This is a genomic window from Pseudoxanthomonas sp. J31 (assembly GCF_000510725.1).
Classification (GTDB): Bacteria; Pseudomonadota; Gammaproteobacteria; order Xanthomonadales; family Xanthomonadaceae; genus Pseudoxanthomonas.
In genome coordinates this window covers 562810-589256 of record NZ_AZNZ01000001.1, presented here as the reverse complement: position 1 = coordinate 589256, position 26447 = coordinate 562810, and the positions used below count along the sequence as shown (strand labels likewise).

Genomic DNA, 26447 nt, shown 5'->3' with positions numbered 1-26447 from the left:
AATCACCAATCACTTTCCATGAGCCACCCCTCCGTCGAAGACATCAAGATCAACAGCCGCGGCCTGCGGGGCACGCTGCTGGAGGGACTGGCCGACCCGGTCAGCGGCTCGCTGTCGTTCGAGGACCAGCGCCTGGTCAAGTTCCACGGCACCTACCAGCAGGACGACCGCGACATCCGCGACGAGCGCCGCCGCCAGAAGCTGGAACCGGCGCACCAGTTCATGATCCGGATCCGCGCCCCGGGCGGGGTCTTCACCCCGGAGCAGTGGCTCAAGCTCGACGCCATCGCCACCCGCTTCGCCAACCACTCGCTGCGCATCACCACCCGCCAGACCTTCCAGTTCCACGGCGTGGTCAAGCGCGAGCTGAAGGCGACCATGCAGGCCATCAACGCCGCCGCGCTGGACACCATCTCCGCCTGCGGCGACGTCAACCGCAACGTGCTCGGCTGCAGCAACCCGCTGCTGTCCGGCCTGCACGCGCAGGTGCACGAGTGGGCGCAGAAGCTGTCGCTGGAGTTCCTGCCGAAGACCCGCGCCTACTACGAGATCTGGCTGGACCAGGAGAAGCTGGCCGACAGCGGGCAGGAGGAAGAGCCCCTGTACGGCAAGTCCTTCCTGCCGCGCAAGTTCAAGATGGCCGTGGCGGTGCCGCCGGTGAACGACGTGGACGTGTTCGCCAACGACTTCGGCCTGATCGCCATCGACGACGGCGCCGGCGGCCTGGCCGGCTTCAACGTCACCATCGGTGGCGGCATGGGCGCCAGCCACGGCGATCCGAAGACCTATCCGCGCCTGGGCAACGTGATCGGCTTCGTCGCCCCGGAGCAGGCGATCGACATCGCCCGCGCCGCGCTGGTGGTGCAGCGCGACCTGGGCGACCGCGTGGAGCGCAAGCACGCGCGCTTCAAGTACACCATCGACGACCACGGCCTGGACGCGATCGTCGCGCGCATGCAGGAACTTGCCGGGTTCCGCCTGCAGCCGGCGCGGCGGTTCCGCTTCGAGCACAACGGCGACCGCTTCGGCTGGATCGAGGGCGAGGACGGGCGTTGGCACCTGACCCTGTCGGTCCCGTCGGGGCGCATCGCCGACCGCCCCGGCGCGCCGCACCTGACCGGCCTGCGCGAGATCGCCAACGTGCACCGCGGCCAGTTCCGCCTGACCGCCAACCAGAACCTGATCATCGCCAACGTGCCGGCCAGCGAGCGCAAGCGGATCGACGCCCTGGTGCGCGACCACGGCCTGGACCTGGAGAACCGCGCCCCGATCGCACTGCAGCGCACGGCCATGGCCTGCGTCGCCCTGCCCACTTGCGCCCTGGCCATGGCCGAGGCCGAACGCTACCTGCCCGACTTCGCCGCCAGGCTGCAGCCGGTGCTGGAGAAGCACGGCCTGGCCGACGCGCCGATCCTGCTGCGCATCTCCGGCTGCCCCAACGGCTGCTCGCGCCCCTACCTGGGCGAGATCGCCCTGGTCGGCAAGGCCCCGGGCCGCTACAACCTGATGCTCGGCGCCGACCACCGCGGCCAGCGGCTCAACACCCTCTACCGCGAGAACATCACCGAGGCGCAGATCCTCGAGGCGCTGGAACCGCTGCTGGCGCGCTATGCCGCCGAGCGCCAGCCGGAGGAGCGCTTCGGCGACTTCCTGCACCGCGCCGGGCTGGTCGCCCTGCCGTCCTATCCCACCCACGTCCAGGTCGGGCCCGCCGAAGCGGCCGTGCCCGTCCCCGCCTGAGCCATGCCGCATCCGCACCGGAGCGCCACCCCCATGAGCACCAATGCCGTTCCCGACCAAGCCGCCAACAGCGCCGATGCCAGCCCGGTGCTGGACCTCGACACGCTGAACCCCAGGCTGGAAGCGATGGACGCCGAGGCCCGCGTGGCCTGGGCGCTCGAACAGGGCCCGGCCAACCACGTGCTGTCCTCCAGCTTCGGCGCCCAGGCCGCGGTCGCCCTGCACATGCTCACCGCGCAGAAGCCGGACATCCCGGTGATCCTGGTCGACACCGGCTACCTGTTCCCGGAGACCTACCGCTTCGCCGACGAGCTGGCCGAACGGCTGAAGCTCAACCTCAAGGTGTACCGTCCGCTGATCAGCCGCGCCTGGATGGAAGCGCGCCACGGCCGCCTGTGGGAGCAGGGCGTGGAAGGCCTGGACAACTACAACCAGCTGCGCAAGGTCGAGCCCATGCGCCGCGCCCTGGACGAGCTACAGGCCGGCACCTGGTTCACCGGCCTGCGCCGCAGCCAGTCGGCCAGCCGCGCCAACACGCCGATCCTGCAGTGGCGCGGCAACCGCCTGAAGGTCAGCCCGATCGCCGACTGGAGCGACCGCGACGTGTGGCAGTACCTGAAGAAGCACGACCTGCCCTACCACCCGCTGTGGCACGAGGGCTACGTTTCCATCGGCGACTTCCACACCACCCGCCGCTGGGAGCCGGGCATGAAGGACGAGGACACCCGCTTCTTCGGCCTCAAGCGCGAGTGCGGGATCCACGAGGACATCTGAGGGTTGGCGAGCGGGCCGGAAAACCTCAGCGGTACTGCTTTTCCTCGACGAACTGCGAACCGGCCAGGCGGTTGATCTCATTCTTGTAGCCGACGCGCTCGCCATTGCGCGCGGCCACCGCGCGCGCCAGTTCGATGAATTCGGCGCCAAAGTCCTGGGCCGCTTCCTTGGCGCGCAGCGCGTCCTGCACGTCCCACATGCGCTCGTTGACGTCGCGCAGCCTGGCCTTGAGCGCGGCCAGCTCGGCCGAGCTGCCTTCCAGCGGCTGCCACAGCGGCCGCAGGCCCTCCAGCTCGCGCACCACGTTGGCGCGCTTGTCCGGGTCGGCGATGCGCTCGGCCTTGATCTCCAGGATCGTGATCTTGTCGACGAGCTCCCCGACCGAAACGGGGACCATGATGGTGTTCATGCGGCTTCTGCTGGCGGTGGGGTGGCCAGTTTACCGGAGGGCCGCAGCGGGCCGCGTGGCAGGCGCCCCGGAAAAACCTGCGGACACTGCCGCCCGGGCACGACACGGCATCCACCGGCGCCGGCGCAGACTGCCGGCGACCTGGATACCCGCGGAGGCGACATGGCACGCGAGCACGGCGGGAAAGGCATTTCCTTCACGACCGGCATCGCCCTGGGCATCGCCATCGGCGCGGCGATCGGCGTGGCGATGGACAACGTGGCGCTGGGCATCGGGCCGGGCATCGCCATCGGCATCGCCCTGTCGCTGGCCACTTCGGGCAAGCGCACCAGACCCGGGGACGAAGCGGGAACCAGCGGGAACCGCGACGACGGGAGGTCCTGATCGCCGGCCTGTGGCTGCCGGCCCTGCATCACCAGACGCCATTGCCCTGAGGGCGCGGCTCAGCTGGTGATCGTCTGGGTCAGGGATTCCCAGGTCGGCGGCGGCGGCCAGTCGGGCTCCTGGTTGCCGTCCAGCACCCGGCGCAGGTCGCGCTTGTCGATCTGCGGCGCCAGTACGTGCACCAGCTCCAGCGCGTAGTCGCGCAACACCCGCTCGCGCGGCAGCACCGCCCAGGCGATGCACTCGCTGACCTCCGGCGGCGCCGGCCAGCCGCGCAGGTCGGTATCGCCGGTGCTCACCGCCATTTCCGCCAGCAGGCCCACGCCCAGCCCGGCGCGCACGTAGGTCTTGATCAGGTCCGCGTCCAGCGCGGTCAGCGCGAGGTTCGGCTCCAGGCCCACCGAGTGGAAGGCGCGCTGCAGCGAGGATTCCGGGCGCACCGAGGATTCATAGCTGATCAGCGGGTACTTCGACAGCTCGTGGATGTCGGGCGCGCGCCCGGCGCGGTCCAGCGGATGCCCGCGCGGCACCAGCGCCAGCCGGCGCCAGCGGTACAGCGGCACCGCCACCCCGCCCTGCGGCTCGCTGCCGGCGGTGCTGACCACGGCCATGTCGGCATCGCCCTGCGACAGCAGGTCCAGGGCCACGCCTTCGGCCGACTGCTGCAGGTGCACGCTCACCTGCGGGAAGTCGCGCTTGATCCGCGCGATCGCCGGCGGCAGCACGAAGCGCGACTGGGTGTGCGTGGTGATGATGGTCAGCTGGCCCTGGTTGTCGCGGCGCTGGTTGGCGGCGTAGGCGCGGATGTTGGCGGTCTCGGCCAGGATCACCCGCGCCCGCTCCAGCACCTCGGCGCCGGCCGGGGTGATCGATTCCAGGCTGCGGCCCTTGCGCACGAACAGCAGGAAGCCCAGCTCGTCCTCCAGCTGCTTGAGCTGTTTGGACAGGCCCGGCTGGGTGGCATGCACGCGCGCCGCGGCCAGGGTGATGTTCAGCCCGGCGTCGGCAATGGCGACCAGATAGCGCAGCTGGGTGAGCGTCATGGCGCGGTACCGGCGATGGCATGGCGGGGTGTTGCGGACTGTAGGGCAATCCGCGCCCGAGCCTTATAACCCGAACGCATGAGCTTTGCCCGGCAAGTTATTTCCGCCGGTCATGAGGCGGGCGTACGGTCGGCTTCCCTTCCTGCGACCGTACAGCCGTGAGCCTGTCGCCCACCGCCGCACCGTCTTCCGGCTCCCCCCTGGAACTGGCCCCGGGCAGCGTCGCCCTGGTCGGTGCCGGGCCCGGCGATCCGGGACTGCTGACCCTGCACGCCCTGCGCGCGCTGGAAGCCGCCGAGGTGCTGCTGCACGACCGCCTGGTCGGCGCCGGGGTGCTGGCCCTGGCCAATCCGCAGGCGCTGCGGGTGGAGGTCGGCAAGTCCGCCGGCAACCACAGCATGCCGCAGGAGGAGATCCACGCCCTGATGCTGCACCACGCCCGCGCCGGCCGCCGCGTGGTCCGGCTCAAGGGCGGCGACCCCTTCGTGTTCGGGCGCGGCGGCGAGGAGCTGGAATTCCTGCGTGCGCACGGCATCCCCTACCAGGTGGTGCCGGGCATCACCGCGGCGGTCGCCTGCGCGGCCTATGCCGGCATTCCCCTGACCCACCGCGACCACGCCCAGTCCCTGCGCCTGGTCACCGCGCACTGCCGCGACTCGGCCGACACCCTGGACTGGGAGGCGCTGGCCCAGGAGCGCCAGACCCTGGCCGTGTACATGGGCGTGGCCGCGCTGGAGCAGTTGCAGCAGCGCCTGCTCGCCGCCGGGCGCGACCCGGCCACGCCGTTCGCCCTGGTGGAAAACGGTTCGCGCCCGGAGCAACGGGTGGTCGCCGGCACCCTGGCCGACCTGGCGCAGACCGCGCGCGCGCATGCGGTGTCTTCACCGGCCCTGCTGATCCTCGGCGAGGTGGCCGCGCTGGCCGCCCGCCTGCACTGGTTCGGCGCCCCGCCGCTGGGCGCGCCCGCGGCGCTGGCGCGCGCCGCCTGATTTCCATCCCGTCACGACAACGGAACTTCACATGGCCATCTACGACAGCATCCTCGACACCATCGGCCGCACTCCGGTCGTCCGCCTCAACCGCATCGCCCCGGAGGGCATCGAGCTGTACGCCAAGGTCGAGGCCTTCAACCCGGCCGGCTCGGTCAAGGACCGCCTGGCCCTGGCCATCGTGCTCGACGCCGAGGCCAAGGGACTGCTCAAGCCGGGCGACACCATCGTCGAGGCGACCTCCGGCAACACCGGCGTGGCGCTGGCGGCGGTGGCCGCGGCGCGCGGCTACAAGTTCGTGGCCACGATGGTGGAGACCTTCTCGGTCGAGCGCCGCAAGCTGATCCGCGCCTACGGCGGCAAGGTGATCCTGACCCCGGCGGCCGAGCGCGGCAGCGGCATGGTGCGCAAGGCCGAGGAGCTGGCGAAGAAGCACGGCTGGTTCCTGGCGCGCCAGTTCGAGAACCCGGCCAACCCGGCCTACCACCGCCAGACCACCGCCGCCGAGATCCTGCGCGACTTCGCCGGCCGCCGCCTCGACCACTTCGTCAGCGGCTGGGGCACCGGCGGCACCCTGACCGGCGTGGGCGAGGTGCTGCGCGTGGCCCGCCCGGAGGTGAAGATCACCGCCGCCGAGCCGGCCAACGCCTCGCTGCTGGCCGGCGGCGAGTGGAAGCCGCACAAGGTGCAGGGCTGGACCCCGGACTTCGTCCCCTCGGTGCTCAACCGCGACGTGGCCGACCGCATCCTCGGCGTGACCGACGACGAGGCCATCGCCACCGCGCGCCGCCTGGCCGCCGAGGAAGGCATCTTCGTCGGCATCTCCGCCGGCGCCACCGTGGCCGCCGCGCTGAAGGTGGCGGCCGAGGCCCCGGCCGGCTCGGTGCTGCTGGCCATGCTGCCGGATACCGGCGAACGCTACTTCTCCACCCCGCTGTTCGAGGGCGTCAACGAAGGCTCGGACGACGAGTGGCTGGAGTCGCTGGGCTGATCCGGCCGCACCGGCAGGGACGAAGAAGGGCGGCCACTGGCCGCCCTTCTTCGTCTGCCACCGCGAAGGCCGTCAGGCCTTCATCGTCCCCGTCTCCAGGTAGCGCTGGTGCCAGGACAGTGCCTCGGCCAGCAGGTGCGGGGTATGCCGGCCCTTGCTGTCGCGCAGGGCGCGGTCGTAGTAGTCCTGCAGCATCGGCCGGTAGTCCGGGTGCGCGCAGTTGTCGATGATCGCCCGCGCGCGCTGCTTGGGCGACAGCCCGCGCAGGTCGGCCAGGCCCTGCTCGCTGACCAGCACCGCCACGTCGTGCTCGGTGTGGTCGACGTGGCTGACCATCGGCACGAAGGCCGAGATCGCGCCGTTCTTGGCCGTGCTCGGGCTCAGGAAGCAGGACATGAAGCCGTTGCGGGCGAAGTCGCCGGAGCCGCCGATGCCGTTGATGATGCTGGTGCCGCAGACGTGGGTGGAGTTCACGTTGCCGTAGAGGTCGGCCTCGACCATGCCGTTCATGCCGATCACGCCCAGGCGGCGCACCAGCTCGGCGTGGTTGGAGATCTCCTGCGGGCGCAGCACGATCTTCTCGCGGTACAGGTCGATGTTGCGCGCGAACTCCTCCACGCCCTCGGGGCTGAGCGAGAACGAGGTGGCCGAGGCCATGTCGATCGTGCCGTTGCCGATCAGGTCGAGCATGCCGTCCTGGATCACCTCGGTGAACGCGGTCAGGCCACGGAATCCGCCGTCGTGCAGGCCGGCCAGCACCGCGTTGGCGATGTTGCCCACGCCCGACTGCAGTGGCAGCAGGTGCTCGCCCAGGCGCCCGGCGCGGATCTCGTGGCGGAAGAACTCCACCAGGTGGCCGGCGATGGCGCGGGAGACGTCGTCGATCGGGGCGAAGCGGCCGATGCGGTCCGGCGCGTCGCTCTCCACCACCGCCACGACCTTGTCCAGGTCGACCTTGAGGTAGGGCTCGCCGATGCGGTCGCCCGGGTGGGTCAGCGGGATCGGCTTGCGCTGCGGCGGCTTGGCGGTGCCGTAGTAGATGTCGTGCATCCCCTCCATGCCGCGCGGCTGGCGGTGGTTGACCTCGATGATCACCTTGTCGGCCAGGTCCAGCCAGGTCTTGTTGTTGCCCACCGAGGTCGAGGGCACCAGGCGGCCGTCGGGCAGGATCGCGGTGACCTCGACGATGGCCAGGTCGATGCGGCCGAGGAAACCGAACAGCGCATGCTGGGCGACGTGGCCCAGGTGCACGTCCATGTACTCGATCTGGCCGCCGTTGATGCGGCCACGCAGTTCCGGATCGGACTGGTACGGCAGGCGGAACTCGATGCCGCCGGCGCGCGCCAGCACGCCGTCCAGTTCCGGCGCTGTCGACGCGCCGGTGAGGATGCGGATGGCGAAGGATTCGCCGCGCTCGTGCGCCGCCTCGATGCGCGCGGCCAGCGCCTGGGGCACGGCCTTGGGATAGCCGGCGCCGGTGAAGCCACTCATGCCCACGGCCATGCCGGGCTGGATCAGGGCAGCGGCCTGCTCCGCCGACATGAGCCTGGAAGCCAGGCCGGCGTGGGCAATACGCTCGTTCATGATGCAGGGGGTCCAACGTCGCGGGGAGAATCGCCCGATTCTACCGGTCCCGGGCCCCCGGCCTGCCGCCGCGGCCGCGGCGCGCCCATGCGCTTTTCGGCTAATTGCACCGCGGCCCCGGCTGTGCGCACCGGGGATTTGCGTGATGCGCGGCACGCCCCGGGCCGTGCCTGGCCGCGCGGGAGCCCGCCGCGGCGCCCCGCCTCCGGGCCGCGCCCGCCCCGGAGGGCCCTGCCATCGTGCGTTGTGCAATGCAATACCGCAGCGCGTAAAATGGCCGGATTCACCCAACCGATGGAATGGAGTCACTGATGGGCCTCGACCAGGTCAATTCCGGACGCAACCCGCCCGAGGAAATCAACGTCGTCATCGAGATCCCGAAGGACTCCGAGCCGGTCAAGTACGAGGTGGACAAGGAAAGCGGCGCGATCTTCGTCGACCGCATCCTCTCCACCCCGATGCGCTACCCGTGCAACTACGGCTACGTGCCCAACACCCTGTGCGGCGACGGCGACCCGGCCGACGTGCTGGTGGTGCTGCCGCTGCCGCTGGTCCCGGGCTCGGTGGTGCGCTGCCGCCCGGTGGGCGTGCTGAAGATGAGCGACGAGGCCGGCGGCGACGAGAAGATCCTGGCCGTGCCGGTGGCCAAGGTGTTCGCCGGCTACGCCCACGTGGAGAACATCAACCAGGTCTCCAGCCACTGGCTGGAGCGCATCGGCCACTTCTTCGAGCACTACAAGGACCTGGAGAAGGGCAAGTGGGTCAAGGTCGAGGGTTGGGGCGACGCCGAGGAGGCCCGCCGCATCCTGGTCGAGTCGATGGAACGCGCCAAGGCCAAGGGCGAGGCCTGATCGCCACCGGGTGCGGCACGGCCGCACCCATCGCGCGCCGGCGGTCCGCCGGCGCCGCCGGACCGCCAAATGCGGCACACTTCCCGGCAGTGCCGTGCCCGGGGTGCCGGCAATCCTGAAGATTCCTGCGCGGTTATCCGCTACCGTGCAGGGGCGGGCCCCGGCACGCCCTGGCTGGACGATCTTCGTGGAGGAATGAGTGCGCATCCTGTTCGTCGGTGACGACGTCGTGTTTCCTGCCGACCTCGTGGAACTGGTCGGTGACATGGGAGAGGACTGGGATGTCCACCGTTGCCCGGATGGCGGCTCGGCCATGGCCCACGTGGCCGCGGTCGAGGTCGACGTGGTCCTGGTGCCGCCGGCGCTGCCGGACATGCCGCCGGCCACCCTGCTCGGCCAGGTCCGTACCCTGAGGCCCTCCACCTCGCGCATGGCGGTGATCGAGAACTCGGCCACCCCGCCGGCGCGCATCATCGGCCTGGCCCACCGCTTCCTGCCCGCCCCCGTGGCCCCCGAGTTGCTGCTGGAATCCATCGGCAGCCTGGAGGAGCTGCGCGAGCTGGTCGACAACCCGCAGCTGCGCGACGGCATCGGCCGGGTCGAGCAGCTGCCCTCGCCGCCGCAGCTGTACCTGCGCCTGATGCACGCGCTGGAGAACGACGAGGACACCAGCGCCGCCGACATCGCCGCCCTGGTCGCGGCCGACCCGGCGATCGCGGCCAAGGTGCTGCAGCTGTGCAACTCGGCGTTCTTCTCCTCCGGGCGCACCGTGACCGACCTGCGCGCCGCGGTGACCCGGCTGGGCATCGCCACCCTGCGCGACCTGGTCCTGGCCAGCGAGGTGTTCGCCCTGCCGGCCCCGGCCGGGGTGGACCGCGCGGCGCTGCAGCAGCGCGCGCTGGTGGCCTCGCGCCTGGCCAAGCGCATGCTCCCCGAATCCAGCGCCGAGCTGGGCGCCACCGCCGCCCTGCTGGCCGACATCGGCCTGCTGCTGCCCGGCGTGCGCGACGAGCGCGAGCCGGCCGCCGCCGGCGACGCGCGCCCCGGCCATACCGAGGCCGGCGCCTACCTGCTGGGCCTGTGGGGCCTGCCGATGCCGATCATCGAGGCGGTGGCGTTCCACCGCACGCCGTCGCGCTCGTCCAGCCGCAGCTTCTGGGTCACCGGCGCCACCCACGTGGCCATGGCCCTGGCCTCCGGCGAGGAGCCGGACCTGGAGTACCTGCAGCGCTGCAACGTGCTGCCGCGCCTGGAGGAGTGGCGCGCACAGGCGGACCTGCTGCTGGACTCGGCCGCGGTCGGCGCCTGAGGCGCGGCGGCCGCGGCATGCAACCGGCGCGGGCACATCCGCCCGCGCCGCCGCGTCAGCGCGGCGCGGCCCGGTACGGGTAGCGGGCGAAGATCTGGGCCACGGCCGAGTCGATCCGCGCGTCGCGCTCGGCCGGCGTGCTGCGGCTGCTGGCCTGGCCTACCGCCACCCCGGTCCACACCAGCCGGTTCTGGCGCGCGTCCACCAGGTCCACGTTGAGCGTGCCTTCGGTGTAGCGGCGCACGCTGGTGCGCTCGCGCCAGTACGGCACCGCCACGTAGCTGCGGGCGCGGTAGCTGTAGTAGTAGTCGTAGTCCACCTCGGGGATGGTGCTGACGTCGGTGCGTTCCTGCAGGTAGGCGTTGAGGTTCACCCACAGGTCCGGGTCGCGCTCGTCGTAGACGTAGCCGCGCGCCTCCAGCTGCGCGCGTGCGGCCTGGCGGATGCGGTTGCTGGTGGGGGTGGAATAGCCGCGCGACTCGATCGCCAGCGGCGAATAGAAGGCGAAGCTGCGGTAGCGGCCGAAGTCGGCCGAAGGATCGGCCTCGCTGCTGATCCGCGGGCCGCTGGCACAGGCCGCCAGCAGCAGCATGGCCGCGGCCGCCAGCACGGCGGCGGCGCGGGGGATACGGAGGAAGCGGACCATGGCGTGCTCCTGCGTCCCCCGGGAGGGAGGACCTGGCGCCGGATGATCCGCGCCGGCCCGTGAACGCGGCGCCAGCGCGCGCCGAAAAAAGACGGGGAGGCCTTGCGGCCTCCCCGTCCCTCCCCCTGCAGGCCTCAGAACTTCTGCGAGACGCGGAAGTACACGGTGCGCCCGTAGGCGTCGTAGAGGTGGAAGTTCCAGGGCTGGTTGTCGTAGCCGACCAGCTCCGGGTAACGGTCGCCGGCGTTGTTCACGCCCAGGCTCAGGCTGCCGTTCCACGGCGCGTTCCAGGTCAGGTTGAGGTCGTGGGTGGTGTAGCTGCCCACGCGCACGCCCGGACCGCTGGTGATGAAGCCGTAGGGCGGGACCTCGGCCGGGTTCTGCTGGCTGCCGATGTAGTTGATGTTCCAGGCGAGGTTGAAGTCGCCGCGGCTCCAGGCGTTGCGCCAGGTGGCGCGCAGCTTCGGCTGCGTGACCCAGCCCAGCGGATCCTTGCGGGTGTCACCGTCGACCACGGTGTACTCCAGCACCCGCGCCACCTGCAGCCAGCTGTCCACGCGGCCCCAGGCGAGGTTGCCGGAGGCACGCAGGTTCAGGTCCAGGCCGCGGGTATCCAGCTTGCCCTCGTTGACGAAGGCGGTCTGGATCTCGCTGATGGAACCGTTGCTGCGGCGCTTGACCCAGGTGTGCTCCGGCAACGGCTGGCCGGCGTTGTCCAGGCCGACCAGCTCGCGGAAGGAGATCAGGCGGATGCGGTCGTCGATCTGGATCCGGTAGTAGTCCAGGGTCAGGTTGAACCAGTCCAGCGGATCCCAGGCCAGGCCGACGCTGAACTGCCGCGAGTGCTCCGACAGCAGGTCCGGGTTGCCGGTCTGGTAGGAATCGACCTGGTAGGCGACCTCCTCCTCGTTCTCCGGGCCGTCGGCGATGTTGTCGCCGTTGGCGTCGCCGCCGCACAGCACCGGCGAGAAGCCGGTGGCCACGCAGGTGCGGTAGTCGGAGATCGGCTCGGCGCTGAACGCGCGCTGGCTGTGCACGTAGGGCAGCGCCGGGGCGCGGAAGCCCTCGCCCACCGAGGCGCGCAGGGTCAGGTTGTCCAGCGGCTGCCAGCGCAGCGACAGCTTCGGCGAGACGTCGCTGCCGTAGTCGTCGTAGCGGTCGTAGCGCGCGGCCAGGGTGAAGTCGAAGTCCTGCGCCACCGGCAGGTACCACTCGGCGTAGGCCGCGCTGACCTTGCGCCGGCCGCCGGCGGTGTTGCCGGCCGAGCCGGCCACCGCGCCGGACTCCGACAGCGCGTCGTAGACGTCGGCGTAGTCCTCCCGGCGGTGCTCCACGCCCAACGCCACCGCCGAGGTGCCGCCTGCCATCTGGAACAGGTCCAGCGCCGCGCTGGCGAACATCTCGTCGACGTTGAACTTGCCCTGGCGGTTGGTGGTGACGGTGAAGCCCTTGACCACGTCCGGGTCGGCGAACGGATCGGCGACGTTGTAGCTGCCGTTGGCGGCGGCCTTCTCCGCCAGCGGGGTGACGATGTAGCCGCGGCCGATGTCGGAGGAGCTGGCGCGGCTGGTGCGCAGGCCGAAGTCCAGGGTCAGGCGCTCGCTGGCCATCCAGCTGGCGCCCAGCTGCACGTCGACGGTGTCGTTGTCGATGAAGTTGTCGCGGTTGCCGGCCGCGGCGTAGCGGTGGTAGATGAACGCGCCCAGGCCGTCGCCCTTGACCGGGTCGTTGGGGCTGCCCTCCTCCACGTACAGCACGCCCGGGGTCGGGGCGAAGCGGCCGAAGCTGCTGGCCTTGCTGTAGCTCAGCGCGGCATTGACGCTGAAGCTGGGGCTGACGTCGTACTGGCCGCGGGCGAAGAGGGCCTTGTTGCGGACCGAGGCGTCGCTGGCGGCCACGGCGTTGTAGTCGTAGGCGCAGGTGTCGCCGTTCATCCAGAAGCCGTCGCTGTTGCAGGCGAAGCCCGGCAGCGCGCCGCCGTACTCGCCTTCCTCGCCCGGCGCGTCCGGGTCCTCGATGTAGTAGTTGTTGCCGTAGCCGGAGCCGCCGCGGACGTCGCCGCCGATCTGGTCGCGGCTGAAGACGATGCCGCGCGCGTTGTACGAGGCGCCCATCAGCAGGCTGCCGCGCTCGGAGCTGGTGCCGAACAGCAGCGAGGCCTCCTCGGTGTCGCCGCCGCGCACCGCCGGGTTGCCGCGGCCGTAGCGCACCTCGCCACCCTCGAAGTCCTTGCGCAGGATGATGTTGACCACGCCGCCGATGGCGTCGGAGCCGTACAGCGCCGAGGCGCCGTCGGACAGGATCTCGATCCGTTCCACCGCCGCCAGCGGGATGGTGTTGAGGTCGGCCGCGGTGCCGGTGCTCGGCGCGTACGGCGCGCGGCGGCCGTCGACCAGCACCAGGGTGCGGTCGGCGCCGATGCCGCGCATGTCCACCTCCGACACCGCCTGGGCGCTGCTGCCCGAGCGCGGGCGGAAGCTGCCGAACGCGGCGAAGGAGCTGTCGCGCAGCAGCTCGGCCACCGAGATGTCGCCGCTGGCGTCGATCGTGGCGCGGTCGATCACGGTGACCGGGACCGCGCCCTCGATGTCGGCGCGCTTGAGGCGCGAGCCGGTGACGGTGACCCGGTCCAGGGTCTGCGCCTCGCCGGCGGGGCCTTCCTGTGCGGCGACGCCGCTGGCGGCCAGGGCGCAGGCGATGCCCAGCGGCAGCGCCGCCAGCCGCGATGCGGCGCGTGGATGGTGTTTCATGGGTGTTCTCCGGTCCGTTAGGGGTTTGCGAAAACGCAGCAAGACGTTACGGAGCCACGCGCTCATCCCGCTTGGCCGTGCATGTCGACCGGGTTTGCCAGGGCTGCCGCCACGCTCCCCCCATGGAGACGGTAGATCGACGGCGGCACGCCGAACTGCGCGCGGAACGCGCGCGAGAAGCTGCAGTTGTTCTCGAAGCCGCACGCGGCGCCGACCTCGCCCACCGCCATCCGCCCCTCCAGCAGCAGGCGCGCGGCGCGCTGCAGGCGCAGGCGCGCCGAGGCCGCCTGCGGGGTCTCCCCGTACACCGCGCGGAACGCGCGGATGAAGTACCAGACCGACATGCTGGCGCGATCGGCCATCTGCAGCGTGGTCAGGGCGCGCTCGGGGTGCCCCTCCAGGTAAAGCATCACCCGCTGCATGCGCGCGAACACCTGGCGGCGGCGGTGCAGGGTGCGGCCGGGGCAGCGCTCCACCAGCGCGCTGCAGTCGTCCTGCAGGTCGGCCAGCGCGCGCAGCAGGCGGCCGAGCAGGACCGAGGCGTCAGCCGGGTGCAGCCCGGGACGCAGCAGCCGGCGCCACAGCGACAGCACGCCGCGGCGCGCGCGCGGCGGCGCCTCGCCGCGCCCGGGATACATCGGCGCATAGGCCGACTGCTGCAGCCGCGCCTGCAGGCCGGCGGAAAGCACCAGGCCCAGCACCAGCGCGCGGCTGCCGCTGCGCACCACCGGCATCGACTCGCGGTCCAGGTAGATCCAGTGCCCGGCGCCCAGGGCGAAGCGGCCCTCCTGGCTTTCCAGCTCGGCGCTGCCGCGCACGACCAGCCAGATGCTGGCCGCGCCGGCCTGCAGCGCGAGGCCCGCGCCGCGCGCCAGGGTCGCCAGCGTGGGCCGCTCGTGCGCGCCGGGCGGCCAGTGCAGCTCCTGCAGCTGTCCGCGGTCGCCCGACAGTGTCCTGATCCTCATGGCCGTGTCTCCTTGCGGGGGAACTGGCCACCTGTTTGCCGGAGCGCCGCGCGCGTTGCAGGAAACGCCGCTGAAATCTTCCTGATATTTGTCTTTCGGCCGGCCTCGCCCTTTCGGATCAGCGGCTTGCGCCGCGCCGCAGCGAGGCCAGCGAGGCCAGGCCCACGTCCATGTCGTCCTCCAGCGGCAGCGCCAGGAAGGCACGGCGCCCGGCCTCGTCGACACTGGCCGAACCGGAGGCCACCGCGTGGGTGTGCGACAGGCAGCGCGGACGCGCCGCTCCGGCGCCGATCTCGCTCCAGCCGGTGGCGCAGCCCGGCGCCGGCGCGGTGGAGAAGATCCGCCCGCCGGCAACCAGCCATTCGCGGTACTGCTCAGGCACCGGCGCATCCATGCCGACCTGCACCACCCGCTGCAATGCCGGGTCGGCGCACCACAGCCCGCTGCGCGTGGTGCGGCTGAAGCAGACGCGGTCCTGCCGGTGGTCGTAGCGGGCCAGGGCGACGTCGTCGAGGCTGGCCAGTTCGCGCCACTCCGGCAGCTGGTACAGGACCAGCCGGGTACTGCCGCCGCTGCCGTCGACGCCGACCAGCAGCTGGTCCGGCCTGCCGGTCCAGGCGGCGAAGGCGGGCACGCCCGGCACCGGCAGCACCCGCACGGTGTCGAAGCCAACCTCGACCTGGTACAGGCGGTCGCCGCCGCTGCCGGTGGCACCGATCACCAGCAGGCGGCTGCCATCCGGCGCCCACACCGGCGGGTTGCGCGGCACCGGCACGATGCCCGGCACCGCGCGCAGGGTCTGCGGGTGCTCCAGCTCGCCGATCCACAGCTGCGCGGCCAGGCTGCGGTCGGACACGAAGGCCAGGGTCGAGCCGTCGGGCGATACCGCAGGCATCAGGTCCACGCCGCTGGAGGCGAACACCGGTTCGCCCGGCTGCGTGCCGTCGCCGGCCGCCTCCAGGTCGAAGGCGTACAGGCCGCTGCGGAAGCGGTAGATGCCGAACACCATCGTCCACGCATCGGCGGCCACTTCCGGGAACACCGGGTTGCCGCGCGGGGGCGACGGCAGTTCGGTGATCGAACCGTCCGCCAGCGCCAGCCGGTACAGGCGCGCCTCCTCCTTGACCAGGCTGAAGACCAGGCCGCTGCCGTCGGGCAGCCAGTCCCAGCCGCGGATGTCGCCGCGCAGGCGGGTCAGCTGCCGCGGCGGACCGCCGGCCGCGGGCATCAGCCACAGGTCGCCCAACGAGGTGCCGCGGCGGAAACCCAGCCAGGCGCCGTCGGGCGAGAACCGCGGCAGGGTATCCAGGCCGTCGGCCGGATAGGCCAGCGCCTCCCAGCGCCCGCTGCCCAGGTCCAGGCGCCGCAGCGGCGCCGACTGCCCGCTGCTGCGGCGGCGCCCGCCCATCACCAGGGCACGGCCGTCCGGGCTCCAGTCGAAGGCGGCGTAATCCTCGCCCTCGCAGCGGCCGACTTCGCGCTCGCCGCCGCCGGCGGCCGCGACCACCATCAGCCGGCAGCCGTCGCCGCCGGTGCGCACGAAGGCGATGCGGCGCCCGTCGCGCGACCATGCCGGCAGGTCATCGGCCTCGCCGTGGCCGGGGAAGGTCAGCTGGCGCGGACTGCCGTCGCCGGCCGGCTGCAGGTACAGCGTGCGCGGGCCGCCGGCGCGGACCGGGCGCGCGTAGGCGACCTCGCTCCCGTCCGGCGAAAGCGCCGGCCCCTGCTCGGGCAGCGCGGTCGCGGCGATGGCCTGGTACTGCAGCGGCGGTGCGCCGGCCGCCACGTCGGCGGCATCGTTGGCGCGCGTGCGCGGATTCAGCAGTTGCCACGCGCCGGCGCCGAAGGCCAGCACCAGCAACAGGGACAAGGCCGGCCACCAGGACGCGATGCGCCGGCGCGGCGCGCGTGCGGGCGCGCCCGTGCCGGCGGCCGCTGCAGGCGCCTGCTCCTGTGGCGCCGGCCGCGGCTGGATCGGCGCCGGCACCGCGGGCGCCGGTGCCGCCGGCACTGCGGCCGGTTCCGGCGTGGCGGCCGGTTCGATCCAGCAGCACGGCACCACCAGGCGGTAGCCGGCCTTGGCAATGGTCTCGATGTACGGCGGCGCCTCGCCGCGGCCGCCGAACGCACGCCGCAGCTGCGCCACCGCCTGGGTGAGCACGTCGTCGGTGGGCAGGGTGTCAGGCCAGACCCGCTCCAGCAGCTGTTCGCGGCTGACCACGCGGCCGCCGGCCTCGACCAGCGCCAGCAGGACCTGCAAGGCCTTGAGCGTCAGCCGCCGCGGTTCCTCCGCGCCCGGCCGCGACACCACCCTGCGGTCGACGTCGACCTCGCACTCCCCCACGCGCAACAGCCTGCCGGCCGCTTCCGCGGCCCGTTTGCGCGCCTCGCTCTCCGCCGCACCCATGCGACTCCCATGTATCCAGTGCCCCGGGGCGCTTCGCCCCGCCGTGCCACGACCGCCGGCCGGCGCAACCGGCCTGGCGCCTGCCCCATGCAGGCGGGCGATCCGGCAATGCAGGCACACTAGCCACGGCCCCGGGCAGCGCCATGTGTCTTTGGTACGGGTGACCGAAGTCCGGTCAGCTGCCGGTCGGGAAACGGGCAGGCGCGGCGCGCCATCGCGGCAAGCGCGGCAAAGCCGCCCGGCCATCGCCGGCTAACACCCCCGGGACGGCGATGGGGACACTGGCGCACGCCGCGGTCGACGTCGTTCCGCGGCATGGCGCCAGCAGCGCCTTGCCTGGTCGCGGTACCAGGGGGAGGGGCCGCGACCAGGCCCTTTTGCGCGCTATCCGGCGCGGTAGACCTCCGCGCCCTGCTCGCGGAACTCGGCCGCCTTGCCGGCCATGCCCGCCTCCAGCGCCGCCCGCTCGTCCAGCCCGTGCTCGGCCGCGTAGTCGCGCACGTCCTGGGTGATCTTCATCGAGCAGAAGTGGGGCCCGCACATGGAGCAGAAGTGCGCCAGCTTGTGCGCCTCCTTGGGCAGGGTCTCGTCGTGGAACTCGCGCGCCTTCTCCGGATCCAGGCCGAGGTGGAACTGGTCCTCCCAGCGGAACTCGAAGCGTGCCTTGGACAGGGCGTTGTCGCGTACCTGCGCGCCGGGATGGCCCTTGGCCAGGTCGGCCGCGTGCGCGGCGATCTTGTAGGCCATGATGCCGTCGCGCACGTCCTGGCGGTTGGGCAGGCCCAGGTGCTCCTTCGGCGTGACGTAGCAGAGCATGGCCGTGCCGTACCAGCCGATCATCGCCGCGCCGATCGCCGAGGTGATGTGGTCGTAGCCCGGGGCGATGTCGGTGGTCAGCGGCCCGAGCGTGTAGAACGGCGCCTCGCCGCACTCGCGCAGCTGCTTGTCCATGTTCTCCTTGATCAGCTGCATCGGCACGTGGCCGGGGCCCTCGATCATGGTCTGCACGTCGTGCTTCCAGGCGATCTTCGTCAGCTCGCCCAGGGTCTCCAGCTCGCCGAACTGGGCCGCGTCGTTGGCGTCGGCGATGCAGCCCGGGCGCAGGCCGTCGCCCAGGGAGAAGGCCACGTCGTAGGCCTTCATGATTTCGCAGATTTCCTCGAAGTGGGTGTAGAGGAAATTCTCCCTGTGGTGCGCCAGGCACCACTTGGCCATGATCGAGCCGCCGCGGGAAACGATGCCGGTCACGCGCCTGGCCGTGAGTGGCACGTAGCGCAACAGAACGCCGGCGTGGATGGTGAAGTAGTCCACGCCCTGCTCGGCCTGCTCGATGAGCGTGTCGCGGAAGATCTCCCAGGTCAGCTCCTCGGCGCGGCCGTCGACCTTTTCCAGTGCCTGGTAGATCGGCACCGTGCCGATCGGCACCGGCGAGTTGCGGATGATCCACTCGCGGGTCTCGTGGATGTGCTTGCCGGTGGACAGGTCCATCACCGTGTCCCCGCCCCAGCGGATCGCCCACACCATCTTCTCCACCTCCTCGGCGATGCCCGAGGACACGGCGGAGTTGCCGATGTTGGCGTTGATCTTGGTCAGGAAGTTGCGGCCGATGATCATCGGCTCGCTCTCGGGGTGGTTGATGTTGCACGGGAGGATGGCGCGGCCGCGGGCGATCTCGTCGCGCACGAACTCCGGGGTGATCACCTCGGGGATGCTGGCGCCGAAACCCTGGCCCGGATGCTGGGCACGCAGCGCCGCGTCGCGCACCGCCTCCAGGCGCTGGTTCTCGCGGATGGCGACGAACTCCATCTCCGGGGTGATGATCCCGCGCCGCGCGTAATGCATCTGGGTGACGTTGGCGCCGGCCTTCGCCCGGCGCGGCAGGCGGCGCCCGGGGAAGCGCACTGCGTCCAGCTTCGGGTCGTGCTCGCGCGCGCGGCCGAACTCGGAGGTCAGCGCCGGCAGCTCCTCGGTGTCGCCGCGTTCGGCGATCCACTGCGCGCGCAGCGGCGGCAGGCCCGCGGCCAGGTCGATCCGCGCCTCCGGGTCGGTGTACGGGCCGGAGGTGTCGTACACCGTCACCGGCGGGTTGTCCTCGCCGCCGAACACGGTGGGGGTGCGGGTCAGCGCGATCTCGCGCATCGGCACGCGGATGTCCGGGCGCGAACCTTCGACGTGGATCTTGCGCGAGCCGGGGATCGGCCGGGTGACGGAGCCGGAAAGCTGGGCGGTCTGCTGGAGCAGGGAGGCGGGGATGGCGTTCATGCGTTGTGTCCGTCCGTTCAGGGGATAACCGCACCGGGGTGCGGGACGGGACGACGGACCACGCATGCGCGGCACCGCCGCCCGAAGCGGGCGGACACAGGACGGACGGAGCCCGTCCTGCGAAGCTTCCCTACGCCGGTATGAGCCGGATCAGGTTCCAAGGGACTGTCTCAACCGCGCGCCCCAACCGGCGCCCGCGGTACCCCCGCTTCGGCGCCGATTACACCACAGACCGCGCGCGCTTGCCGCAGGCCGCCGCGACGGGCCGCCAACGGGGCCGTTGCTAGACTGTGCGCCTCCACGCCACCGGAGCCGGCATGGTCTTCCGCATCTCCTTCTTGCTGATCGCGCTGCTTGCGGCGGCAGCAGGCCTGGCGCCGTCGCGCTTCGCCGCGATGGTGGACGCGCTGCTCGGGGGCATGCTCGCCAACACCGGCTGGCTCTACCTGCTGGTCGTGTTCGCCACCCTGCTGTTCATGCTGTACCTGGCCTTCGGCAGCCTGGGCGAGCTGCGCATTGGCGGCGAGGACGCCGAACCGCAGTTCGCGGTGGGCAGCTGGCTGGCGATGCTGTTCGCGGCCGGCATGGGCATCGGCCTGGTGTTCTGGGGCGCGGCCGAGCCGCTGTCGCACTACTTCAATCCGCCCGAGGGGCTGGAACCGGCGAGCATGCCGGCCGCGCGCGCGGCGATGCGCTACGCGTTCTTCCACTGGGGCCTGCACCCGTGGGCGATCTACGCCCTGGTCGGGCTGGCCATGGCCTGGTTCCAGTACAACCGCCGCGGCCGCGGCCAGCTCAGCGACCTGCTGCAGCCGCTGCTGGGCCGCCACCACCGCGGCTGGGCCGGGCGTTGCGTGGACATCGCCGCGGTGGTGGCCACCGCGATCGGCGTGGCCACCACCCTGGGCTTCGGCGCGCTGCAGATCACCGCCGGCCTGCGCACCGTGTCCGGCACGCCGACCGGGACCGGCATGCAGCTGGCGGTGATCGGCGTGGCCTTCGTGCTGTACATGGCCTCCAGCCTCAGCGGCGTGGAGCGCGGCATCAAATGGCTGTCCAGCGCCAACCTCGCGCTGGCCGGCGCGCTGCTGCTGGCGGTGCTGGCGCTGGGCCCGACCGCGTTCCTGTTCGACGTGTTCACCAACGCGCTGGGCGGCTACCTGGACCGGCTCGTCGGCATGAGCCTGCGCATGTCGCCGTTCTCCGGCAGCGCCTGGGTCAGCGAGTGGACGATCTTCTACTGGGCCTGGTGGATCTCGTGGGCGCCGTTCGTGGGCAGCTTCATCGCCCGCGTGTCCTACGGCCGCACCATCCGCGAGTTCGTGGTCGGCACGGTGCTGGCGCCGAGCCTGCTGGGCTTCGCCTGGTTCGCGGTGTTCGGCGGCCTGGCGCTGTGGCAGCAACTGTTCGTGGCCGACCTGCAGCCGGTGCTGGAAAGCGGCTACGAGAACGTGCTGTTCGCCCTGTTCGGGCACCTGCCCGGCAGCACCGCCCTGAGCGCGGTGGCAGTGGCGCTGCTGGCGGTGTTCTTCGTCACCTCGGCCGACTCGGCGGTGCTGGTGCTGGCCAGCATGTCCAGCGACCAGTCCGGCGACCCGCCGCCGCTGCGGCGGATCGCCTGGGGCGTGGCGATCGCGGTGGTGGCCGCGGCCCTGCTGCTGGCCGGCGGCCTGGACGCGCTGCAGGGCCTGGTGACGATCTCGGCGCTGCCGTTCGCGCTGTTGCTGGTACTGGTGATGCTGGCCCTGCAGCGCACGCTCGCGCATGCGCGGGCGGTGCGCCGGCGCCGCGCGCAGATGCTGCGCCACGCGCTGGAGCACTGGGTCTACGGGCCGCGCCAAGGCCGCGGCCCGGCGCCCCCGCCCTACTCCAGCGAGTAGCCGATGCGGAACCCGCCCCAGTGGCGCCCGTCCACGTACACCGGCACCGACAGGTCGAACATGATCTGGCCGGTGTCGCGGCGGTAGACCTGCAGCCGGTACGGGTCGGTGTGCGCGCCCACGCTGCGGCCGACGCGGTCGCCGAAGATGCGCTTGGTGCGGTTGCCGACCAGGTCCTTCTCGCGGTCGCCGGTCAGAGGCTGGCAATAGCGCTGGTTGTGGGTGGGCACGTAGCCGTCGGGGTTGGCGCTGATCGCGAACACGATCCACGGCTCGGCGTTGGCCACCGGCTCCTGCAGCGGCGGCAGGATGCGGTCGCACAGCGCGTCGAACGGGGTGCGGTACTTGGGCGGGTCGATCCCGGGGATCTGCTTGTACTCGCGCGAGAACAGCGCCTCGGCACCGATCCGGCCCTCGGCCACCGCCGCGGCCAGGGCCATGCCGATGCGGCGCGCGCCGGCCTCGGCCAGTTCGCGCACGCGCGCATGCCTCGGCACCTGCATCGGGTCCGGCGGCAGCCGGAACAGGCCGACGCAGTCGTGCAGGGTGGCCACGCCCTGGCCCAGCGCCTCGCTCAGTTCGGCCACGTGCGCGGCGTGCTGCAGGTTGCTGTGGCCCAGTTCCACCACCTGCTCCACCGCGCGGTCGATCGCCAGCACCTCCTCGCCCTGCGAGGCGATGCGCCGCGCCACCGATTCCATCGCCGCGCCGGCGCCCTGCAGGGACTGGCCGATGCCGGCCAGCATCTCCCCGGTATGGCGCGCCGACTCGGCGCTCTCGCCCAGCGCCTCGACCGTGCCGCCGACGATGGCGCGCACGTCGCGCGCGGCACTGGCGGCGCGCTCGGCCAGGCGCCGGATCTCGCTGGCGACCACGGCGAAGCCGCGCCCGGCCTCGCCGGCATGCGCGGCCTCGATCCCGGCGTTGATCGACAGGATGTTGGTCTGGAACGCGACCGAGTCGATCACCTCGATCACCTCGCCGGCGCGCGCCGCGCGTTCCTCCACCTGGCGCATCGCCGCGGCCAGGGCGCGCGCGGCCTCGCCGCCGCGCCGCGCGTCCTCGTCGGCGCGCACCGCCGCGGCGCGCACCTGCTCCAGTTCGCCGCGCACGTCGTCCAGGTCCTGGCGCAGCCGGCTGGTGGCCGCCAGCACCTGTTCCAGGGCCTCGGCCTGGGCGCGGGTCTGCGCCGCCAGCTCGTCGTTCTCGCCGACCACCTTGGGCACGTCCGCGGCCAGCTGCACCGACAGCGCCACCGCCTGGCGCACCGCCTCGGCGAGGTTGCCGAAGCCGGCAGCCAGGCGCCGCCCGGCCTCGCTCGCGGCCTGCGCAGGCGGCAGCTGCAGGGCCAGGTCGCAGCGGGCCAGGGCCTCGTTGACCGCCGCCAGCAGCTCGCGCGGCTGTTCGGCCCCGGCCAGCCGCTGCGCCAGCGGGGCCAGCAACGGATGGGTGACCGCCCCGCCGCCGGCGGCCATGCCGGCGGCCTCGCGCAGCAGCGTGGCGGTTTCGGCGTGCGGCAGCGAGGCGATCCAGCCCTCGCCATCGGCCTGGTAGCGCAGGCGCCGCGCAGGATCGTCGCCGGGCGCGGCCCACACCCCGGCGCCATCGGCCAGGTCGCCGCGCTGCAGGCCCCATAGCGGGCCTGCGGCCGGCACCGGCAGGGCGGTGTCCTCCAGCCCCAGCAGGTCCCGGGCGGTGCGGTTGGCGGCCACGATGCGGAGCCCGTCGTCCAGGCGCAGCAATGCAACCGGCGCATCGGGCAGCGCAGGCGCGCTGGCCTGCGTGTCCTGCTGCGTCGGCGACTCGATCGTCGACATGATCCCCCTCCTCTCCCTGTCCCGGATATCGGCCGCCGAGCGCAAGGCCTGAAGGCGGAAAGCACGGCGCCGCCGGCCCGGCCTGAACCAGTTCAGGGGAGCGCGCGCAACTGGCGTGCGTGGGCGGAGACGATTTCCAGGGTCGAACGGTCGCTGTCGAACAGGGAGAACAGGCCCTGCGCTTCCTGCGGCGGGTCGCCGGTGAACGGATCGCCTTCCTTCCACATCCAGTCCGGGTTGGAGGTGCGGCCGCGGCCGCCCCAGGCCCAGAAGTTGGAACCGGCAATCGGCGCCCCGGCGCGCGCATGCTGCAGCAGGCGCGCGTACACCGCCTGGTAGAAGCGGTCGCGTGCGGCCACCGGCGCGGCCGGGTCGTAGGAACCCTTGTCGCGGTTGAGGCCGAACTCCGACAGCACGATCGGCTTGCCCAGCCTGGCCGCCATTTCCACGTGGCGGTCGATGTACTCCAGCGACGCCTGCAGCCCGGCTTCCAGCCGCGCCGCCGGGTCGTGGTGGTCGATCCAGCCCCAGTTCGACGGCCACAGGTGGAACGTCAGGTAGTCGATGTGCGGCGAGGCATGCGCGATCAGGTAGTAGTCGTCCTCGCCCAGCGAACCCATGCGGCCCTCGCTGCCGGTGCTCACCAGTTGCCTGGGCGCCAGCTGGCGGATGAAGGCGGCGGTATCGTCCAGCCAGGCGCGGTAGGCCTGGAAATTGGCCGCGCCGGCGGCGTCGCTGCCCGGGCGCGGCTCGTTGGCCAGCTGCCAGGACATCACCGTTGGATCCTCGGCGTAGGCGATGCCGTTGACGCTGTTGCGGCGGGTGACGACGGTGCGGATCGCGTCGCGGTAGGCGGCCTGCGCATCGGGCATGGCGTAGAAGCGCGCCGAATTCTGCATGAAGCCGTTCCAGTCGCCGGTCTCGTCCGGATCGAACACCGGTTCGCCGCTGAACCAGGACACGTATTGCGACATGCCGCCGGACCACTGCCAGAAGTTGTTGAGGTACAGCACCGCCTTCATGTCGCGCTTGCGCATCTCGTCCAGCAGCACGTCCAGGCCCTCCAGCAGGCGCTGGTCGTACTCGCCGGGTGCGACCATGAAGGCCGGGCGCACGCCGCGCCTGAAGCCGCTGGCCTCGCTCATCGCCAGCACGCGCAGGTTGTCGATGCCGGCGGCCTTGAGCTGGTCCAGCTCGGCGCGCAGCCGCTCGCGGTCGCCCACCCCATCGGGGGCGCCGAGGTAGGCGCCGTACCAGAAGTTGGCACCGGCAAAGCGGTAGGGCTTGCCGTCGAGCACGAAGCCGGTCCCGTCGACGCGCACGAAACCGGACGCTGCGGCCGGCGCCGGCAGGCACTGCAGTACCGCCAAAAGCACCGCGGCGGCGAACGCGAAGCGGCGGCCTGGCCGAGGTAACGATATCCCACGCATGCACTGCCCTCCTGGCTTGGGAAGGCGCATTAGACCCGGAACGGTCGCGGCAGGCATGCTGCGGCCGCACAAGGCGCGCCCGCGCCGGCACCGCCGGGCGGGCGCGTCCGAAGGCTCACCCCTCCAGCAGCTCGCGGTTGCGCACCGCGCCCTTGTCGGCGCTGGTGGCCAGCAGGGCATAGGCCTTCAGTGCGGTGCTGACCTTGCGCGCGCGCGGCTGCCCCGGGCGCCAGCCCTGCGCGTCCTGCTCGGCCCGGCGGCGCGCCAGTTCGGCCTCGTCCACCAGCAGCTGGATGCTGCGCGCGGGAATGTCGATGCGGATGCGGTCGCCGTCGCGCACCAGGCCGATGGTGCCGCCGGCCGCGGCCTCCGGCGAGGCATGGCCGATCGACAGGCCCGAGGTGCCGCCGGAGAAACGGCCGTCGGTCAGCAGCGCGCACTTCTTGCCCAGGCCCTTGGACTTCAGGTAGCTGGTCGGATAGAGCATCTCCTGCATGCCCGGGCCGCCCTTGGGCCCTTCGTAGCGGATCACCACCACCTCGCCCGCCTGCACCTCGTCACCGAGGATGCCCTTCACCGCCGCGTCCTGGCTCTCGTACACCCGCGCCGGGCCCTCGAACACCAGGATGGACTCGTCCACGCCCGCGGTCTTCACCACGCAGCCGTCGGCGGCGAGGTTGCCGTAAAGCACCGCCAGTCCGCCCTCGCTGGAGTAGGCGTGCTGCAGGTCGCGGATGCAGCCTTCGCTGCGGTCCAGGTCCAGCGACGGCCAGCGGGTGTCCTGGCTGAAGGCGACCTGGGTGGGGATCCCGGCCGGGCCGGCGCGGTAGAAGGTGTGCACGGCCTCATCGCTGGTGCGGGCCACGTCCCAGCGCTCGATCGCCTCGCCCAGGCTGGGCGCATGCACGGTCGGCACGTCGGTATGCACCAGTCCGCCGCGCGCCAGCTCGCCGAGGATGGCCATGATGCCGCCGGCGCGGTGCACGTCCTCGATGTGGTACTTCTGCGTGTTCGGCGCGACCTTGCACAGCTGCGGCACCTTGCGCGAGAGGCGGTCGATGTCGCGCAGGGTGAACGGCACCCCGGCCTCCTGCGCCGCGGCCAGCAGGTGCAGGATGGTGTTGGTCGAACCGCCCATGGCGATGTCCAGCGCCATCGCGTTCTCGAACGCCTCGAAAGTGGCGATGCCGCGCGGCAGCGCGCGCCCGTCGCCGCCGCCATACCAGCGGTGGCACAGCTCCACCGCGGTCACGCCGGCGCGCTTGAACAGGGCCTCGCGATCGGCATGGGTGGCGACCACGGTGCCGTTGCCCGGCAACGACAGGCCCAGCGCCTCGGTCAGGCAGTTCATCGAGTTGGCGGTGAACATGCCCGAGCACGAACCGCAGGTCGGGCAGGCGCTGCGCTCCACCGCCGCCACCTGTTCGTCGGTGGCGTTGGGATCGGCGGCCATCACCATCGCGTCGATCAGGTCCAGCTTGTGGTCGGCCAGGCGGGTCTTGCCCGCCTCCATCGGCCCGCCGGACACGAACACGGTGGGGATGTTGAGCCGCAGCGCGGCCATCAGCATGCCCGGGGTGATCTTGTCGCAGTTGGAGATGCACACCAGCGCGTCGGCGCAGTGCGCGTTGACCATGTACTCCACCGCGTCGGCGATCAGTTCGCGGCTGGGCAGCGAATAGAGCATGCCGTCGTGGCCCATGGCGATGCCGTCGTCGACGGCGATCGTGTTGAACTCCTTGGCCACGCCACCCACGCGCTCGATCTCGCGCGCCACCAGCTGGCCGAGGTCCTTGAGGTGGACGTGGCCGGGCACGAACTGGGTGAACGAGTTGGCGATGGCGACGATCGGCTTGTGGAAGTCGCCATCCTTCATCCCGGTGGCGCGCCACAGGGCGCGGGCACCGGCCATGTTGCGGCCGTGGGTGGAGGTGCGGGAGCGGTATTCGGGCATGGCTGTACGGGTGCTGGCGAAGGCGGGCGCGCATGCGCGGCGGGGTTGCCGGATGCGGACGGAGCGCGCGGGAGGTGCAACCGATTGTGATGCGTTTCCACGGTTGCATCTGCAACAGTAAAACGGCCACGGAAGGCGCTTGACAAGCCTGGAATCGGCGTGCTTTCCTGCGACCCATGCTGCATCGCCACACGACCACCGACGCCGACCTGCACGCAGCCGCGAACGCCGCGGTGTCGGTCCTCGTCCTCGTCCTTATTAG

The 26447-nt window shown here is 71.9% G+C and carries 18 protein-coding genes, 1 pseudogene and 1 riboswitch; of the genes and pseudogenes, 8 read left to right on the top strand and 11 right to left on the bottom strand.

Translation table 11 applies throughout. The annotated features are described in order from the left end of the window. Positions 1–18 precede the first annotated feature (18 nt). Entirely contained in the window at positions 19–1740 is a 1722-nt protein-coding gene (gene cysI / locus PSEJ31_RS0102705) for an assimilatory sulfite reductase (NADPH) hemoprotein subunit (protein WP_028914573.1), read from the top strand. Between the two features lie 33 nt (positions 1741–1773). Then, positions 1774–2514: a phosphoadenylyl-sulfate reductase gene (locus PSEJ31_RS0102700; RefSeq protein ID WP_028914572.1), complete on the top strand. Its 741-nt coding sequence runs from the start codon at positions 1774–1776 to the stop codon at positions 2512–2514. Positions 2515–2539: 25 nt separating this feature from the next. Here the strand turns inward: PSEJ31_RS0102700 and PSEJ31_RS0102695 are convergent, their stop codons facing one another. Next, the gene (locus PSEJ31_RS0102695) at positions 2540–2923 is read right to left on the bottom strand and encodes a DUF6165 family protein (protein ID WP_028914571.1); all 384 of its coding nucleotides are present in this window, start codon (positions 2921–2923) and stop codon (positions 2540–2542) included. 162 nt (positions 2924–3085) lie between these two features. Between PSEJ31_RS0102695 and PSEJ31_RS0102690 the strand changes: the two genes are divergently transcribed. Beyond that, entirely contained in the window at positions 3086–3307 is a 222-nt protein-coding gene (locus PSEJ31_RS0102690; RefSeq protein WP_019397952.1) for a hypothetical protein, read from the top strand. A 59-nt stretch (positions 3308–3366) separates the two neighbouring features. On the opposite strand, the gene PSEJ31_RS0102685 is transcribed toward PSEJ31_RS0102690, so the two are convergent. Beyond that, positions 3367–4350: a LysR family transcriptional regulator gene (locus PSEJ31_RS0102685; RefSeq protein WP_019397953.1), complete on the bottom strand. Its 984-nt coding sequence runs from the start codon at positions 4348–4350 to the stop codon at positions 3367–3369. 206 nt (positions 4351–4556) lie between these two features. Here PSEJ31_RS0102685 and cobA point away from each other — a divergent pair. Continuing rightward, positions 4557–5339: pseudogene (cobA, locus tag PSEJ31_RS0102680) on the top strand (uroporphyrinogen-III C-methyltransferase); the annotation flags it as partial. A 31-nt stretch (positions 5340–5370) separates the two neighbouring features. Beyond that, a complete protein-coding gene (gene cysK, locus PSEJ31_RS0102675) occupies positions 5371–6330 on the top strand; it encodes a cysteine synthase A (RefSeq protein ID WP_019397955.1) in 960 nt (319 codons plus the stop codon). A 72-nt stretch (positions 6331–6402) separates the two neighbouring features. Here cysK and PSEJ31_RS0102670 read toward each other — a convergent pair whose 3' ends face one another. Further along, on the bottom strand, positions 6403–7914 hold the full coding sequence (locus PSEJ31_RS0102670) for an acetyl-CoA hydrolase/transferase family protein (protein ID WP_026010380.1): 1512 nt from the start codon (positions 7912–7914) through the stop codon (positions 6403–6405). Positions 7915–8225: 311 nt separating this feature from the next. Here PSEJ31_RS0102670 and ppa point away from each other — a divergent pair, with 311 nt between their 5' ends. Continuing rightward, a complete protein-coding gene (ppa, locus tag PSEJ31_RS0102665) occupies positions 8226–8765 on the top strand; it encodes an inorganic diphosphatase (RefSeq protein ID WP_019397957.1) in 540 nt (179 codons plus the stop codon). Between the two features lie 199 nt (positions 8766–8964). Further along, positions 8965–10074, top strand: coding sequence for an HDOD domain-containing protein (locus tag PSEJ31_RS0102660; RefSeq protein ID WP_026010381.1), 1110 nt, complete (start codon positions 8965–8967; stop codon positions 10072–10074). 55 nt (positions 10075–10129) lie between these two features. On the opposite strand, the gene PSEJ31_RS0102655 is transcribed toward PSEJ31_RS0102660, so the two are convergent. The 5 genes from PSEJ31_RS0102655 to thiC form a co-directional block, all read right to left on the bottom strand. After that, positions 10130–10720 (bottom strand): DUF4136 domain-containing protein, encoded by a 591-nt coding sequence (locus PSEJ31_RS0102655; RefSeq protein ID WP_037034283.1) that lies wholly within the window; start codon positions 10718–10720, stop codon positions 10130–10132. 134 nt (positions 10721–10854) lie between these two features. Further along, positions 10855–13470, bottom strand: a complete 2616-nt coding sequence (locus tag PSEJ31_RS0102650) for a TonB-dependent receptor (RefSeq protein ID WP_028914569.1) — start codon at positions 13468–13470, stop codon at positions 10855–10857. A gap of 62 nt (positions 13471–13532) precedes the next feature. Further along, positions 13533–14435, bottom strand: a complete 903-nt coding sequence (locus PSEJ31_RS15585; protein ID WP_051403622.1) for an AraC family transcriptional regulator — start codon at positions 14433–14435, stop codon at positions 13533–13535. 118 nt (positions 14436–14553) lie between these two features. Beyond that, positions 14554–16842 (bottom strand): winged helix-turn-helix domain-containing protein, encoded by a 2289-nt coding sequence (locus tag PSEJ31_RS15580; protein WP_051403621.1) that lies wholly within the window; start codon positions 16840–16842, stop codon positions 14554–14556. 384 nt (positions 16843–17226) lie between these two features. Further along, positions 17227–19104: a phosphomethylpyrimidine synthase ThiC gene (thiC, locus tag PSEJ31_RS0102635; protein WP_019398180.1), complete on the bottom strand. Its 1878-nt coding sequence runs from the start codon at positions 19102–19104 to the stop codon at positions 17227–17229. Positions 19105–19213: 109 nt separating this feature from the next. Then, positions 19214–19321: riboswitch (TPP riboswitch) on the bottom strand. 100 nt (positions 19322–19421) lie between these two features. On the opposite strand from thiC, the gene PSEJ31_RS0102630 reads away from it, so the two are divergent. Beyond that, positions 19422–20984 (top strand): BCCT family transporter, encoded by a 1563-nt coding sequence (locus PSEJ31_RS0102630; protein WP_028914568.1) that lies wholly within the window; start codon positions 19422–19424, stop codon positions 20982–20984. Here PSEJ31_RS0102630 and PSEJ31_RS0102625 read toward each other — a convergent pair. The 3 genes from PSEJ31_RS0102625 to ilvD form a co-directional block, all read right to left on the bottom strand. Then, the gene (locus tag PSEJ31_RS0102625; protein ID WP_019398178.1) at positions 20969–22801 is read right to left on the bottom strand and encodes a methyl-accepting chemotaxis protein; all 1833 of its coding nucleotides are present in this window, start codon (positions 22799–22801) and stop codon (positions 20969–20971) included. The two genes, PSEJ31_RS0102630 and PSEJ31_RS0102625, sit on opposite strands and share 16 nt — an antisense overlap. Before the next feature lie 92 nt (positions 22802–22893). Further along, positions 22894–24231 (bottom strand): cellulase family glycosylhydrolase, encoded by a 1338-nt coding sequence (locus PSEJ31_RS0102620; RefSeq protein ID WP_028914567.1) that lies wholly within the window; start codon positions 24229–24231, stop codon positions 22894–22896. 115 nt (positions 24232–24346) lie between these two features. Next, positions 24347–26185, bottom strand: coding sequence for a dihydroxy-acid dehydratase (gene ilvD, locus PSEJ31_RS0102615; protein ID WP_028914566.1), 1839 nt, complete (start codon positions 26183–26185; stop codon positions 24347–24349). Positions 26186–26447 lie beyond the last annotated feature (262 nt).

Excerpts from the sequence above, each read along its gene's own strand:
- cysI (WP_028914573.1), top strand. The coding sequence starts at position 19 with ATGAGCCACCCCTCCGTCGAAGACATCAAGATCAACAGCCGCGGCCTG.
- PSEJ31_RS0102700 (WP_028914572.1), top strand. The coding sequence starts at position 1,774 with ATGAGCACCAATGCCGTTCCCGACCAAGCCGCCAACAGCGCCGATGCC.
- PSEJ31_RS0102695 (WP_028914571.1), bottom strand. The coding sequence starts at position 2,923 with ATGAACACCATCATGGTCCCCGTTTCGGTCGGGGAGCTCGTCGACAAG.
- PSEJ31_RS0102690 (WP_019397952.1), top strand. The coding sequence starts at position 3,086 with ATGGCACGCGAGCACGGCGGGAAAGGCATTTCCTTCACGACCGGCATC.
- PSEJ31_RS0102685 (WP_019397953.1), bottom strand. The coding sequence starts at position 4,350 with ATGACGCTCACCCAGCTGCGCTATCTGGTCGCCATTGCCGACGCCGGG.
- cysK (WP_019397955.1), top strand. The coding sequence starts at position 5,371 with ATGGCCATCTACGACAGCATCCTCGACACCATCGGCCGCACTCCGGTC.
- PSEJ31_RS0102670 (WP_026010380.1), bottom strand. The coding sequence starts at position 7,914 with ATGAACGAGCGTATTGCCCACGCCGGCCTGGCTTCCAGGCTCATGTCG.
- ppa (WP_019397957.1), top strand. The coding sequence starts at position 8,226 with ATGGGCCTCGACCAGGTCAATTCCGGACGCAACCCGCCCGAGGAAATC.
- PSEJ31_RS0102655 (WP_037034283.1), bottom strand. The coding sequence starts at position 10,720 with ATGGTCCGCTTCCTCCGTATCCCCCGCGCCGCCGCCGTGCTGGCGGCC.
- PSEJ31_RS0102650 (WP_028914569.1), bottom strand. The coding sequence starts at position 13,470 with ATGAAACACCATCCACGCGCCGCATCGCGGCTGGCGGCGCTGCCGCTG.
- PSEJ31_RS15585 (WP_051403622.1), bottom strand. The coding sequence starts at position 14,435 with ATGAGGATCAGGACACTGTCGGGCGACCGCGGACAGCTGCAGGAGCTG.
- PSEJ31_RS15580 (WP_051403621.1), bottom strand. The coding sequence starts at position 16,842 with ATGGGTGCGGCGGAGAGCGAGGCGCGCAAACGGGCCGCGGAAGCGGCC.
- thiC (WP_019398180.1), bottom strand. The coding sequence starts at position 19,104 with ATGAACGCCATCCCCGCCTCCCTGCTCCAGCAGACCGCCCAGCTTTCC.
- PSEJ31_RS0102630 (WP_028914568.1), top strand. The coding sequence starts at position 19,422 with ATGGTCTTCCGCATCTCCTTCTTGCTGATCGCGCTGCTTGCGGCGGCA.
- PSEJ31_RS0102625 (WP_019398178.1), bottom strand. The coding sequence starts at position 22,801 with ATGTCGACGATCGAGTCGCCGACGCAGCAGGACACGCAGGCCAGCGCG.
- PSEJ31_RS0102620 (WP_028914567.1), bottom strand. The coding sequence starts at position 24,231 with ATGCGTGGGATATCGTTACCTCGGCCAGGCCGCCGCTTCGCGTTCGCC.
- ilvD (WP_028914566.1), bottom strand. The coding sequence starts at position 26,185 with ATGCCCGAATACCGCTCCCGCACCTCCACCCACGGCCGCAACATGGCC.